12 protein-coding genes are annotated in these 13,692 nt (G+C 69.0%); 1 reads left to right on the forward strand and 11 read right to left on the reverse strand.

What is annotated here, in order from left to right; all coding sequences use genetic code 11:
- Positions 1-55: 55 nt before the first annotated feature.
- Genes pilV through WS62_RS05020 form a run of 9 tightly spaced genes read right to left on the reverse strand, consistent with a single transcriptional unit; the run spans position 56 to position 9,571 of the window.
- Positions 56-1,738: a shufflon system plasmid conjugative transfer pilus tip adhesin PilV gene (gene pilV / locus WS62_RS04980; protein ID WP_066568484.1), complete on the reverse strand. Its 1,683-nt coding sequence runs from the start codon at positions 1,736-1,738 to the stop codon at positions 56-58.
- Positions 1,738-2,217 carry a type IV pilus biogenesis protein PilM gene (gene pilM, locus WS62_RS04985; protein ID WP_066568487.1) on the reverse strand — a complete coding sequence of 160 codons (480 nt, stop codon included), beginning with the start codon at positions 2,215-2,217 and terminating at the stop codon, positions 1,738-1,740. Before pilM ends, pilV begins: the two co-directional genes overlap by 1 nt.
- A gap of 36 nt (positions 2,218-2,253) precedes the next feature.
- Entirely contained in the window at positions 2,254-2,808 is a 555-nt protein-coding gene (locus WS62_RS04990) for a type 4 pilus major pilin (protein WP_066568490.1), read from the reverse strand.
- Between the two features lie 47 nt (positions 2,809-2,855).
- Positions 2,856-3,932: a type II secretion system F family protein gene (locus tag WS62_RS04995; protein WP_066568493.1), complete on the reverse strand. Its 1,077-nt coding sequence runs from the start codon at positions 3,930-3,932 to the stop codon at positions 2,856-2,858.
- Complete coding sequence (locus tag WS62_RS05000; RefSeq protein WP_066568494.1) at positions 3,922-5,532, reverse strand: GspE/PulE family protein; 1,611 nt, start codon at positions 5,530-5,532, stop codon at positions 3,922-3,924. Before WS62_RS05000 ends, WS62_RS04995 begins: the two co-directional genes overlap by 11 nt.
- The gene (gene pilP, locus WS62_RS05005; protein ID WP_066568495.1) at positions 5,529-5,990 is read right to left on the reverse strand and encodes a type IV pilus biogenesis protein PilP; all 462 of its coding nucleotides are present in this window, start codon (positions 5,988-5,990) and stop codon (positions 5,529-5,531) included. The genes WS62_RS05000 and pilP overlap by 4 nt, the downstream gene beginning before the upstream one ends.
- Before the next feature lie 13 nt (positions 5,991-6,003).
- Positions 6,004-7,293, reverse strand: coding sequence for a type 4b pilus protein PilO2 (gene pilO2 / locus WS62_RS05010; RefSeq protein ID WP_066568649.1), 1,290 nt, complete (start codon positions 7,291-7,293; stop codon positions 6,004-6,006).
- An 11-nt stretch (positions 7,294-7,304) separates the two neighbouring features.
- Positions 7,305-9,053: a PilN family type IVB pilus formation outer membrane protein gene (pilN, locus tag WS62_RS05015; protein WP_066568503.1), complete on the reverse strand. Its 1,749-nt coding sequence runs from the start codon at positions 9,051-9,053 to the stop codon at positions 7,305-7,307.
- Entirely contained in the window at positions 9,053-9,571 is a 519-nt protein-coding gene (locus WS62_RS05020) for a toxin co-regulated pilus biosynthesis Q family protein (protein WP_066568512.1), read from the reverse strand. Before WS62_RS05020 ends, pilN begins: the two co-directional genes overlap by 1 nt.
- Positions 9,572-9,883: 312 nt before the next feature.
- Between WS62_RS05020 and WS62_RS05025 the strand changes: the two genes are divergently transcribed.
- A complete protein-coding gene (locus tag WS62_RS05025) occupies positions 9,884-10,987 on the forward strand; it encodes a type IV pilus twitching motility protein PilT (protein ID WP_066568513.1) in 1,104 nt (367 codons plus the stop codon).
- 172 nt (positions 10,988-11,159) lie between these two features.
- On the opposite strand, the gene WS62_RS05030 is transcribed toward WS62_RS05025, so the two are convergent.
- Both WS62_RS05030 and WS62_RS05035 read right to left on the reverse strand, forming a co-directional pair.
- Positions 11,160-12,926, reverse strand: coding sequence for a secretion protein (locus tag WS62_RS05030; protein WP_066568514.1), 1,767 nt, complete (start codon positions 12,924-12,926; stop codon positions 11,160-11,162).
- Entirely contained in the window at positions 12,923-13,672 is a 750-nt protein-coding gene (locus WS62_RS05035) for a response regulator transcription factor (RefSeq protein WP_066568650.1), read from the reverse strand. The genes WS62_RS05030 and WS62_RS05035 overlap by 4 nt, the downstream gene beginning before the upstream one ends.
- Positions 13,673-13,692 lie beyond the last annotated feature (20 nt).

A 13,692-nucleotide genomic window follows, 5' to 3' on the forward strand; every position in this document is an offset into this window, starting at 1 on the left:
CCCTGCAGTTAACCGCAGCCGCACGCGGCGGCGACCGCGCGCGGCGAAGGCCCGTTCAATAGAACGAATTGATGGTCCAGCCGGTCACGAGCGGCGTCTGGAGGAACGTCTGGCCGCCGCTGCAATAGGTGGACTGCCACGGCGTCCTCGCGTAGTTGTCGTACGTCGCCCATTTGCTCGAGAGCCTGACCACGTATCCGCTGCGCGGCTCGGCGGCCTGGTTCAGCGTGACGTTGATCGTCGCGGCGTCTTCGATCAGCTTCGACGACTGCGCCTCGCTGTGAGCGATCACCTTGTTGCCCTGAACGTCGATGACGTCGACGACGAGGCGCATCTGTCCTTGCCGCCCCTTCAGGTCGCACGTCGCATAGCTCATGTGCATGTACGCGCTCACCGAAATGAGCCCGTTGTTGTCGAGCTTCACCTGCCGATCGATCGTGTACGTGTACGTGCCGTCCGGTTCGTACGTGATGAGCGGCGCGTTCGGATAGGGGCCGCGGTAGGTGTACCCGCACGAAAAATCCCGCGCGCCGGGCGTCTCCATCAGGATCTCGCACGCCGTCTCGGTGCTGCCGATCTTGATCCCCGATTGCGGCAGCCACTTGCCGTCCTGACACGACAGCACCTGCCCGTCCTGACCCATCGACACGAGCCCCGCGTTCGGCCGGCCCGGATCGGGCGAGCACGGCGAGTTGACGACGACGCGCCCGGTGATTTCGTACTGTTTCGCGGAGATGACGCCGGGCACGATCAGGTTGCCTTCACGGTCGACCGCGAGCGCCTGCCAGCCGCCGCCCGTCCACGCGTACGCACGGAATGTGTCGAGCGTGAGACGCACGTCGCCGGTTTCGTTCGATGCGTCGTTGGGCAGGTCATCGGTGGTGTTGACCGGATCTTTCCAGTGCCCGCCCGCGCCGCGCCACACGCCGTTCTTGCAGCTCAGCAGATTGCCGCCCGCGTCGGCGCCGAGCTTGCCGTTCGCGAAGCCGCCCGCGGTTCCGCAGTTCGCCGGGTCCGCGCTGCCGTCGACGAACGTGTGCGTGAGCCAGATCGGCACCTGCATCGCGTTCGCCTCCGGATGGCCGCCGACGCCGACCCGGTACAGATAATCGCTGTTGATCTGCTGGCCCGGGCCATTGAAGAAGATCTCGCTCGCGAGGTGGCCGGCGCTCGGCGGCGCGGCGTCGGACGCATCGCATTTCGGCGAGCTGCCGCCGAGGAACGTGCCGGTCTGCATTCGCCACGCATCGAACGCGCCGCGCGCCTCCGTCGGCAAGCGCGTGCTGATCGAGCCGCCGCCCGGCCCTGCGCTCGCTGCGACGAGCCCGAGTTCCTTGTCGCCGATCGTCTCGCCGCCCGTCGTCACGACGAGCGCGTCGAGCCCCGCGCCGCTCGCGGTCCGCTTGACGAGCACGCACGTGTGCTGGCCGTATGCGTTTCTCGGCTGAAGCGCGGCCGGCAGATCGCTCGTCGACTGCAAATCGGCAAGCGTCATCACGACGGGCGTCTGCGTGTTCGCGCGCTGCAGCCACGCATCGTAGTCGCGCTTGAGCGCGCGCGTCGCCGCGGCGGTCACCTGCGCCTGGTATTGCGCGGCCTGCTGCGCGCGCACGTCGTCGAGCGACGTGTCAATCATCATCGCGATGCCGGCCAGCATCAGCGCGGCGATCGCGAGCGCGCCGAGCATCTCGATCAGCGCGAAGCCGCGTGCGCGGCGGCGGGAAAGCGGGAAACGCATCAGTAGGCTTGCCCCATCCAGACCGGCACGCCGTTCGCGATCGACAGCCCGGCGGGCAGCGGCACGCCGTTCGCCGGCGCGTTCGGGCGCGCGAGGCCCGGATGCACGACCGCGCCGCGATACGCGACGCCCGCGAACAGCGAGCCGTCCGCGAGCGTTTCGATCTCGCCCGCGATGTTCACGGGCGGCATCGACACCGCATACGCAACGACGGTGCCGTCCGCGATGTAGTTGCGCCACAGCGGATTCGCGCCCGGATACCACGAAGGAAACGTGAGCTGCGCGGTCGGCACCGCGCCGCGCGTGCCCGGATGCAGGCGTGCGTAGTCGAGCGCCGCCAGCCGGTAGACGGCGAGGTTGTCGGCAAGCGCTTGCGCGGTGCGCGACGGCTGCAGCGCGGGAATGGCGGACGGACCTTGCAGCGTCGCGTAGACGGCGACGATCGATGCGAAGGCCAGCGCGGCGGCGAGAGCGTACATGTGCGGCGTGAGCGACGGTCAGGGAACCGGGCCGCGTCAGTTCGACGTCCAGACGATCGACGCGTTGTTCACGCAGTTCGTCGTTGCGTCAGTCGGAGAAACCGGGTACTCGATCGCGGCATTCCCTCCGATCGCAACCGACCGCCAATTTCCGCCTGCGGTCAGCGTGTTGATGCAGACGTCGCGCGGGACGTTCGTGTACTGAACCGTGAAGGTCTGTCCTTGTCCCGTCACCGTGACATTCCCGCCCCATGCATCCGATACGTTTGCACCGTTGACAGGCAGCGTGCTCGGAAACACCTTTGCCGCAATCAGGTTCGCGTTGAGCTCAGCAGCATCTCCGTAATTGTTCACCTGCCCCATATAGAGCTTCTTGGTTCCCGTCTGAATCGCATTCAGCTCCTCGGCGAGCCGGTTCGTATTCGCGCTCGAAAACGCCGACCCGAGCAGCGCGATCGCGCCGACGATCACGATCGCGGCGACGCCGAGGTACGCGATGCTCTCGAGCAGCGACGCGCCGCGCTCGTTGCGGTGGCGTCGGCAGAACGCCGGTTCGTGTCGATAGGCGGGATGGGCGGCGAGTGGTTTCATATTGGTTTCTCCTGGATTGAAAATGCGCGACTCGAACATGCGTGACGTCAATGCATCGCGCGCGTCATCGCGGCGATTTCCTGCTGAATGCCGAAGAAGCCCGTCACGAGCCAGCCGATCAGCAGGGCCAGCACGACGATCGCGACGCCGTTCAGCACGCGCATCTGCGCGGCAATCCGGGTGACGCCCTCTTCGAGCCATTCGTCGGCGAGCATCTTGAGCGCCGCGTCGAAGCCGCCGTATTCGGCGTAGATGCACAGGTCCTCGACGATCTCGCGCGACGGAAACTGATAGCCGGTGTTGAGCAGCGCCTCGCCGGCGTTGAGGCCCGACTTCACGCCGATCAGCGTGTCGTCGATCCGCTCGCGCAGCCACGGCCCCGCGACCGCGCCGATCTTCAGAAGCGCCTTCTCGACCGTCACGCCGGACGCCTGCAGCGCCGAGAACGCGATCAGAAAACCGCTGCCCGCGACGAGCCGATAGATCGAATAAGGCGGCACGCGATCCGCATAGATGCGCAGCGGGCCACGCCAGCGCGGCAGCGACCATGCGAGCGCGACGACGAACGCGACAAGCAACGCGACGACGACGAGCATCCAGCCCTGCACGAACAGCGACATCAGGTACAGCGAGCGCGCGGCGCCGCGCCAGTGCGAAGGATCGGCGACCAATGCGAATTTCGGGATCACGTGCGTGCCGAACAGATACAGGTAGCCGATCACCATCGCGACGAGCCCGATCGGATACGCGACGCCGCCCGTGACCGCACGGCGGATCTTGCGGCTCGACTGCACGATGGCGGCGACCGACGCGAGCGCATCCTCGATGCGTCCCGCCTGCTCGCCCGCCGCGACGATCATCTGCTCGGTCGCGGGCACCCACGATTCCATCGCCTCGGACAGCATCCGGCCGTTCTGCACCGCGAAGCGCCAGTCGGACAGCACGATCGCGAGCGGCTCGCGCGGCTTGCGGCCCTCGTGCGACGCGCGCCATTCGAGCTCCTCGAGCACCTTGAGGAGCGGCAGCCCGTTGCCGAGCATCTTCGCGATCTTGCGATAGATGCGCAGCCGCTCGTCGGCGTTCAGGCGGAGCTTCGCCCAGCGGCGATTCAGCTCAAGTGCCATAGCTGAATCCGACGAGCGACAGTTGCTGCCGCGCTTCGCCCGCGACCGGCGCGAGCGTGCCGACTACCCGCTCGACGCCGTGCGGATCGACGAGCCCCGCCGCTATCTTGCGCAGCGCGTGCTCGGCGAGCGTCGTCCCGCCGAGCGTGCGGGTCCAGTACTCGAACGCGCCGACCTTGTCGCCTTCGCGCAGAGACTCGAACAGTCGCGCATCGGGCAGGATCACTTCGGCGACGACCGTGCGGCCGATCGTGCCGACCTCCCGGCAGTGCGCGCAGCCGTCGCCCGCGATGCACACGTCCTGCATCCGGCCGTCGAGCGCGAGCCGCAGCCGCGCGAAGAGGCCCGGGTCGACCTTGTCCGGACGATCGGCGAGCCGCAGCTTGCAATGCGGACACAGCAGCTTCACGAGACGCTGGCTGATGAGGCCGGAGATCACGGTGTGATCGGTGATCATCCGCGCGTGCAGGCCGAGATCGATCAGGCGGTCGGCGATCGCGAGCGCGCTGTTCGCGTGCACGGTCGTCCAGACCTGGTGCCCCGTCATCGATGCGCGCAGCGCCGTCTGCCCCGACGCGCGGTCGCGGATCTCGCCGATCATGATCGTGTCCGGATCGAGCCGCATCGCGTTCGTGATCGCCGCCGCGAACGCGAGCGCGCGGGCCTCCTCCGTCTGCGCGTTCGCGACGGGCGTCTGCACCGCGCCGTCGATCGGGTATTCGATCGGGTCTTCGACCGTAATCACGTGCAGGCTGCCGCGCGATTCGTCGATCTGCGCGGCGAGCATCCGCTGTAGCGTCGTCGACTTGCCGGAGCCCGTCGGGCCGCTGATGATGTTCATGCCGTGCGGCTGCACGCGCAGCGCGCGGAACGCCGCGACGTGCTCGGGCGCGAAGCCGAGCGCGGCGAGATCGGTCGCATCGCCCGCGTCGTTGTAGAGGAGCCGCAGCACCATCAGGCTGCCGTCGCTCGTCGGCGTCGTCGCGATCCGCACGCCGTACAGGTCGTCCGGCAGCTTGTCGCGGTCGCCGATGCTCGCGTCCTGCCGCTCGCTCGGCCGGTAGCTGTTGTCCGACACAGTCGTCATCGCGCCGTACAGCGTCGCGAGCAGCCGCTCGCCGTGCTCGCGCGTGTGCTCGTTCACGCGCACGAGATCGTTATGGATGCGGAAATAGACCTCGGTGCTGAAACGGCGCACGCGGATGTGGACGTCGGATGCGCGCTCGCGGCACGCGCGGCCGATCAGCTCCTTCGCGAGCACCTGCATCACCGTGTGGTCGAGCCGCTCGCCGCCGCCCGCGACGCCGTGCCGGTACGCCTCGCGCACCTGCGCGAGCGTCGCGGGCGTCGGCCGGTACGGCCGGCCCATCCGGTCGAGCCGCGCGCGATACGACAGCACGAACGCATTCATCTCGTGGCCTTCGGCGATCAGCAGCCGGCCGTCGTCGAGCAGGCAGACGAACTTGCGTTCCTCGACGCTCGCGGCGAAATCGCCGGCCTCGCTGACCGCGCGCGGGCCGCGCGGCTGTGCGACATCGGCGCCGGCGTGCGCCGCCGCGCGCGGAACCGCGCCGGTTGGGCGTTGCGCGTCGTGGCTCATGATCCGCTCGCGGACAGTGCGGGCAAGGCCGGCAGCGGCGGATTGCCGGAGAACGCCACCGCCGTCGACAGCCGGTACGTGCGCCCGCGATTCGACACGACGACCGCGCGCGGCTCGATCGCGACGATGCGGCCGCCGTCCGGCAGCGCGTCGCCGCGCTGCACTTCGAACTCGGCGCCGCCGTTCATTCGCAGCGTCGCGAACGCGCGCTTGCCGACGCCTTCGATCGCCGTCACCGCGAGTTGCCCGGCCGGCGCGCCGCCGCGCGCGCGCGCGAGTTGCGCGGTTCGCTCGGCCACCTGCTGCTCGGCCTCGAGCTTCTTCAACTGCGCCTGCAGCAGCACCGTCTCGCTTTGAAGCCGCGTGAGACGCGCGGCGGTCGCGCCGCCGTCGTCGGACGACACGGGGCCCGCCGCGCATACGGCGCCGGCAAAGAGCGCCAAGCCGAGCGCGCACATCGATCGGACGCGACTATTTCGCATAGAGCACTCCTTCGAGAGTCCACTGATTGTTCTGGTAAGCGATGCGCTGCACGCGCAGCCCCGGCACGTCGATCGCACGCATGAACTCGGGCGGCGCGAAGCCGCCGAGGCTCGCATTCAGCCGATATGCACGCCACGCCGGCGCGGCGGCCGCCTGCTGGGCGAGATTCGCGAGCGGCGCGCGCGACGATTGATCGGGAGGCAGTGGGTCCAGTTTAGCGGCCGCGTCCAGCAATTGGAGACGCGACAGAAGTTGCGTCCTGACAGCCGAATCGTCGACGAGCGACGTATCGTCCGCCGTGGGCGCGGTGAGCGGCACGTCGAGCGTCGCGCGTTCGCCGTCGGTGTCGACGATCGCGGCAGGCTCCGCGGCGAGCAGGTAGCGTACGTTCGAGCCGTTGCGCGTCCACGCGTAATGCGCGATGCCCGGCGTGCATTCGTAGCGGTCGAGCCGCCAGCCGCCCGGCGCGAGCCGGCCGAAGCGCATGGCGCACGCCCGCGCGAACGCGATCGCGTCGGGCAGCATCGCCCACGGATGCGCGATGGCCCCGCTCTTCGCCTGCCGCGCGGCCAGCTCGGCGCGCACGCGCGCGAGCGCCGCCTCGCGCGCCGCTTCCTCGACTTTCGCGCGATGATGCCAATACGCGAGCACGCCGCCGCCGGCGACGCACACCGCCGTCGCGGCGATCAGCGCGGTGCGCGTGGACAGGCGCCGCTCGACGGGCTTGAGCGCCCACCAGCGCTCGGTGCGCGGCCGCCCGCCGCGACGCGGCAGCAGTTCGTCGAGCCGCTTCGGCTGAAAATTCTGGAAGCCCTGCTTTTCGAGCTCCGGCTCGCCGATCACGACGTTCCAGCCGCCCCACGCGTAATCGGTATGCAGCCGCTCGAGCGCCTCTTCGCGGCTGCCGACCCAGTCGCCGTTCGGCATGAACGCGTGATCGCGCACCGCGAAGTACGCCCAGCGTCCGTCCGGCAGCGCGAATGCGCCGAGCCAGTTCGGCGCCGGCTGGCGCCGTCCGTTGTAGAACGCGCCTTCGAGCGCGATCGCGCGCGACACCATCGCGCCGAGCGACAGATGCCCGGGCGCGAAGCCGTCGCGCGTGTTCGCGTAGCCCGCCGCCGCGACGCCGCGATCGATCCGCAGCACCATCAGGTCGAACTTCAGCTTCTTCGCGAGCTCGAGCGCTTCGGCGCGCAGCTCGTTGCGCCTCGACAGCGACTGCCAGAACAGGCCGCCGACGAAGCGCTGGCGGCCGATTTGAATGACCTGCTCGCTCATCGTCCGCCTCGTCACGCGCCGCCGCGCTGCGTGACGGGCGTGATCAGGATCACGATCACCTCGCGCGCGCGCTGCGCTTCGTAGCCGCCGCCGAGCGCGATCATCTTCGGCGTGCCGACGCCGCGCTCGTCGAGCGAATCGTTCGTGCCTTCGTAGCCGCTGATGACGAGCGTCTCGCCCGATTTCATCGCGACCCGCTGCAGGAAGTTGCGCATGTCGATGTCGGGCGCCTGGATCTGTATCGCGCCGCTCCCCGTGCTGCTCGCCACCTTCTTCAGCGCGAGCAGCGACGAGATGTTCGTCGAGAACTGCAGCATCACGGTGCCGTCGTCAAGCACGTGCGGCAGCAGCGTCATGTTGAAGCCCGTCGTTACCGAACCGGGCGTGAGCGCCGTCGACGAGCCGACGTTCGCGGTGTTCGTCGTCGACACCGACGCGAGATAGCCGGTCTGCGTCGCGACCTGCACGGGCACCGGCTGATTGTTGAGCGTCGTCACCGACGCCGACGTCTTGCGCCGCACCTGCCCTTGCTGCGACAGCGCGCGAATCAGGAGCTTCGTGCCGTTGAAGCGGCTTGTCGGGCTCAGCACCGACGCGGACAGCTCGGCGGGCGACGTCAGCGACGCCGGCTTGAACGTATTGGCGATGCCGAACTGCGCGGACAGCGTCTTGTAGACGAGGCCCCAGTCGATTCCGTACGCGTCGCCCGCCGACAGCGACACGCTCAGCACGGTCACGTTGAGCAGCACCTGCCGCGACAGCGCGCGATTCTGCTGCGTCATGAACGCAGCGACGCGTTCGAGCACGTCGGGCGTGTCGGTCACCGAGATCGATCCGGTCGCGGGCGACGCAACCGAGCTGCCGTGGCGCGACAGCATCGACTGGATCGCGCTCTGCAAGCCGTTGAACACGGACAATTGCGAATTGACCGCGGTGTTCGCCGAATTGTTCGCGGTGAGGCCCGTCGTGCCGGACGACGCGCCCCCGCCCGCGCCGCCCGATTGCGAGCCGCCCGACGTGCCGTCGCTCGTCGCGCCGCTCACGACCGACGCGTTCAGCGACGAGTCGCCGGGGATCGCGTTGACCTGGAACGTGCGGGTATCGGTGAAGAAGAAACGGATCGTGCCCTGCTCGTATTTCCAGAAGACGCCGAAACGCGCGCACGCCGCGTCGAGCAGGCCGCGCAGCGTGCCGCCCGTGTACAGGATGCGCACGGGCGCGAACGACGTCCCCGCGCCGCCGCCGTCCGTGCCCGCCCCGCCGCCGCCCGGCTTGCCGCCGCCGGACGACGCGCCGCCCGGCATGCCGGGCGGCAGCGGCGGCACCGAGCGCTCGCCCGCCGCGTTAAGGAAAGCGGGCGCGCCGCGCGCGGCGCCGTCCGCGCCGCCGTGCTGCGAGCGCGCGGCCGCCTGCATCGCGCTCGCGGCGACTTGCGTCGGCGCTTGCGTGAGCCGCGTGATCTGCTCGGCGAATTCGGACAACGAAGAGACCGACCGGTCGAACGACGCCAGCTCGTCGAAGAGCGCGGGCAACTGCTCGCCGCTCTGCAGCTTGACGGCGCCCGCCGACACCCACAGCCCGTCATCGACGACGACGGGCGACAGCGCGTGCACGCTGTTGTCGCCGGCGGCCGTCCGCTTGAGCAGCGCGCCGGATTCGGTCGAATCGCGCCGCACGTCCCGCTCGATGCCGCCCTTGAGCCCGGTGCAGCCGCTCAGCAGCGCGACGGCCAGAAACGAAATCGCCAGAAAGACACGCATCAGCCCGCTCCTTGTGCAACGACGCGCAACACGTGATTGCCTTGATAGAGAATCGCCTGAATCGGCGTCGACGTGCGGTCGAGGCTCGCGACAAGCGCTTGCAGCGCATCCTCGAACGAGCCGCGCAGCGTCGCCTGTGCATCGATGCTGAAATCAACGGGCGCATCCCAGACGAGCTGCCAGCCCGCCGTGCGCGCCCAGCGCGACAATACGCCGCGAATCGTGCCGTCGGATGCGCGCACGTCCCAAACGGGCAGCGGCGCCAGCGGTGCGGCCGGCGCCGCGGGCAAAGCCTCCGCGGCCGGCGCGGACACGGCGGACACGGCGGGCGCCGACGGCGGCTGCGCTCGAAAGACGTCGACGCGCTGCGCTGTCAGCGGCGCGTGATCGAAGCGCTCGGCGGATGCGCCGGCCGGCGCCGGATCGGCGCCGGCCGGCGGACCGCTCGCCGCGCAATCGGTTGCAAGAAGCGCGATCGCGATAGACGCGGCCGCGGCGACCGTGGCGCCGTGCATCATGATTTTCCTCGTTATTCGACTGCTGCCGTGCGCCTGTGGCCCCCGCGCTTCGCCGCTCGACGCTCCCGGATGCCGCGTCCGATACATCGGAGCGCCTTCGCGGCCGGAAATGGCTTTCCGAACCCGGGATTACCTCGGCTTTACATAATAGGTCTACGCACGCAGTCGCATTATTGAATTGATTATTGCGCGGCAAATATACCCCGAATAGTTTGACAAAAGCTAGTTGACGTGCAAAATTCAATAGACCATTCAATTTCCCACTCGCCGCGCGCGCAATGCGCGCCCATTCCATTCATTCGAATCCTCAAGATGAACCAGCATGCCGCCGCCCCGCTGCGCGATCTCGCGGGCGAAGTGCTCGGTCTGATCGACCTGAAGCAGATGTTCACCGACATCCACATCGAGCAGGATCGCCCCGTCACGATCAAGACGCCGCGCGGCTGGATCGAGACGAGCGACGAACCGGTGCTGCTCGACGACATGCGGCCGCTCCTCGACGCGATCGACGAGCACTGGGAGAGCGCGCTGCGTCAAGGCACGCTCGATCGCCCGTTCGTCCTCACGCGCTGCCGGCTGCGCTGTCACGTGTATCGCGCGGGCGGCGGCCGCAAGATCGTGATCTCGATGCGCCGGCTGCCGCTCACGCCGCTGCCGCTCGAGGAGCTCGGCCTGCCCGTCTACGTGCGCTCGATGCTCGACAACACGAAGGGCATCATCCTCGTCACCGGCCCGACGGGCTCGGGCAAAACGACGACGATCGCGTCGCTGCTCGAGCACGTCAACACGACCCGCAACACGCATATCGTCACGATCGAGGAGCCGATCGAATACTATCTGGAGCGCCGCCAGTCGATCATCTCGCAACGCGAAGTGCCGACCGACACGCCGAATTTCCCGCACGGGCTGCGCGAGGCGCTGCGGCAGAAGCCGGACGTCGTGATGGTCGGCGAGGTGCGTGACGCGCAGACGGCGGACACGCTGCTGCAGGCAGGCGAATCCGGGCATCTCGTGCTCGCGACGATGCACACGGGCAGCGCGGTCAGCGCGCTCAACAAGCTGCTGTCGTTCTTCCCGGTCGAGCAGCGCGACCGGCACGCGGTCGCGCTCGCGGAATCGCTGATCGGCATCGTCTGCCAGAGCCTCGTGCCGAGCGCGGACGGCGAGAGCCTCGTGCTCGCGAGCGAATTGCTGTTCAACAACAACAACCAGGTCGCGAAGCTGATCGCGGACCCGACGAAGCTGCACCTCGTCAACGACTTCCTGCGGCGCCGGGAAGACAACATGTCGCGCTCGCTGAACGACGATCTCGCCACGCTGGCGGCCCGCAACCGGATCACGACGAAGGATGCGTTACGGGCAACTTACAATCGGCTCGAACTGCACGAAATGATGCAGTCCATTGTTAATCGGTAGCCGCTCATGCCTGTGATCCGGCATTTTTATATGTCGATCTAAAATCGAAAAAAAATCATATAAACACGCCGGATCACGTGTTAATCGACTGGCCGCATTAATTTCAAAAGTCGATTGCGATGGCGCATCTAAAAAGTGCGCGACCGGCGCTCAATAACGGGCCGATTTTGCATCAATTACCGATCAGGCGGGTCTGAATCCTGAGGCCGAGACCGTCCGGCTTCGGGGAAAGAGGCTGCGCCGCGAGCGGACGCGCGTGCGACGGCAAAGACGCTCGCGCAGAGGGCTTGGCCGTCGCTCGCGCCGCGGCCCGCGCCGGCGCGGGTGCCGGCGCTGTCGACAATGCCTGCGGCGTCGCGGACGCCGGATCGGCCGGCATCACGCGCGGCGTCACCAGGACGAGCCGCTGCACGCCGCGCCCGGCCCCGGGCGGCAACGCGATCGCCGCGCACTCGCCCGCCGCGAGCGTCGCGCTCGACATGCTGTCGCCCGCCGCAGCGCCCGCCGCGCGACCGTCGCCGTCCGCCGCCCAGCGCGCCACGATCCGCATATCGAGCGCGTAGCGGCCCGCCTGTGCCGTCTCGCGCGGCGTGACCCGCATCGCGAAACCGTTTCGCTGCGCGTCGAGCGACGGCGCGCCGCCGTCGTTCGACGCGACGAATGCCTGCCGCAAACGCCCGAAGTCCGCGCTCCCGTCGGGGAACGTCAACGTCGAGCCGTCAACGTCGATCGATGCCGCGCCATGCGCGGCGAGTTCGGCGATGCGTGCGCGCGTCTGCGCGCAGCCGTCCGTTGCGATCGCGATGCGCGGTGCGGACGTATTGGACGTATTGGACGTATTGGACTCATTCGACGGATCGGATGGGCCGGATATCCCGGCTGAGTTCACCGCGCCGGATGCGGCGGACCAGCCTGACGCGGTGGATGCGTTCGGTACGCCGGTCGCGCGGGACGAACCGGGCGAGCCCGATGCGCCGGACGAGCCGGTTCGACCGGATAGCCGAAATGTATCGGCCATGTCGACGGCCCCGCTCGACGCCGCGGACGCTCCCGCCTCGTCGCGCCACCGCAGCCCCAGCGCATCGAGCTGCGCCGGCTGCAGCGTCGCGCCGAACGCGTCGACCCGTATCGACGCGGGCAGCGTGTCGAGCTGCGCGACGAGCCGCGCATCGCGCGCGAGGCGCGCCGGCACGTCGCGGATCAGCACGGTGTTCGAACGCGCGTCCGCGTCGACGATCGGCAGCGACGCCGTGAATTCGCGCACGCCCGGCACCGCGCGCGGCGCGACGCCGTCCTGCTCGAGCCGGCGGCGCAGCCGCGTCGCGAGCCCCGGCAGCGATGCGTCGCCCGCGTCGCCGCGCACGAGGCGATCGGTCGCGGCGCGCGCGCGCAGCTTGAACGCACGCGTCTCCGTCGGCACGCGCGCCTGCGCCGCCCGATCGAGCGCACGCGCGGCGGCGAGCACGAGCGCGACATAGCGCGGCGGACCGGCGACGCGCACGATCCGCGCCGCGTCGTCGTCATCGGGCCGCCAGCGCCGATCGACGATTCGCTGCCGCGCGAGCGTCGCGCGCAGCTCGGCCGGCGTCGCGTAATTGAGCCGCACCGCCGCGCGCTCGAACGCGTCGGGCGCGACGAATTGGAGCACCGCGCCGTCGTAGTACCACGCGAGTCCGCACGTGCGCGCGACCCTGTCGATGAAACGCCGCGGCGGCAGCGCGTCGCGCAAGTCGAGCCGGCACGACGCACGCGCGTCGATGTCGATCGCGACGCCCGAGCGGCGGCTCAGCTCGCTCAATGCGTCGGCGGCGTTCACCTGCCCGACGCGATAATCGAAGCGCGCGATCGGCCACGCGAGCGGCACCGCATGCAGCGCCGGCGCATGGCCCGCGAGCGCGAGCGCAACGGCGGCAGCCGACGCGGCCGCGCGCCGCGTCACGATGCGCGATCCGTCGGTTCCGCGTTCGCGCCGAGATTGAGGCGATAGCCGGTCGCGTACGCCGCGTGCACGCTCCAGCCGATGCCCGCCGCCTTCAGGCGACCGCGCAGCCGGCTCACGTACATGTCGACCGAACGGGTCTGCGCAGACGCATCCGAGCCCCAAACGAGCCGCAGCAGGTCCTGGCGCTGCACGACCGTGCCCGGATGCTCGGCCAGATGCCAGAGAATGTCGAATTCCTTCGCGCTGAACGGATGCGACGCGCGGCCGTCGGACACGGTCAGCGTCGCGCGCGACAGCATGTAGCGGCCGAGCTGCATGCGCCCGCTGTCGACCGACAGCGCCGCGAAGCGCCGCAGCAGCGCGCGCACGCGCGCGAGCAGCGTCTGCTTTTCGAGCGGCTTGATGAGGAAGTCGTCCGCGCCGGCGTCGAGGATCTTGACGATGTCTTCTTCGTCCGAATGCACGGTCTGGAAGATCACGGGCACGATCGAGCGCGCGCGGCCGCGCACCCATGCGAGCAGGCGCTCGCCCGTCATCCCGGGCAGGTCCCAGTCGAGCAGGAGCAGATCGGCCCAGCTGTCGCCGAGGAAGCGGCGCGCTTCGAGCCCGTCGTCGAACGCCTCGACGCGGTAGCCCTCGGCCTTGAGCCACGTGACGAGCAGCGTGCGCTGCACCGGATCGTCCTCGACGACGACGATCTGCTTGGGCGGCTGCACGGTGCGCTGCATGTTCGATTCGGACATCGTGTAAATGTAGGTCGTCA

Origin of the sequence: Burkholderia sp. ABCPW 14, assembly GCF_001523835.1 — a bacterium.
In the GTDB taxonomy this organism is placed as follows: domain Bacteria; phylum Pseudomonadota; class Gammaproteobacteria; order Burkholderiales; family Burkholderiaceae; genus Burkholderia; species Burkholderia mayonis.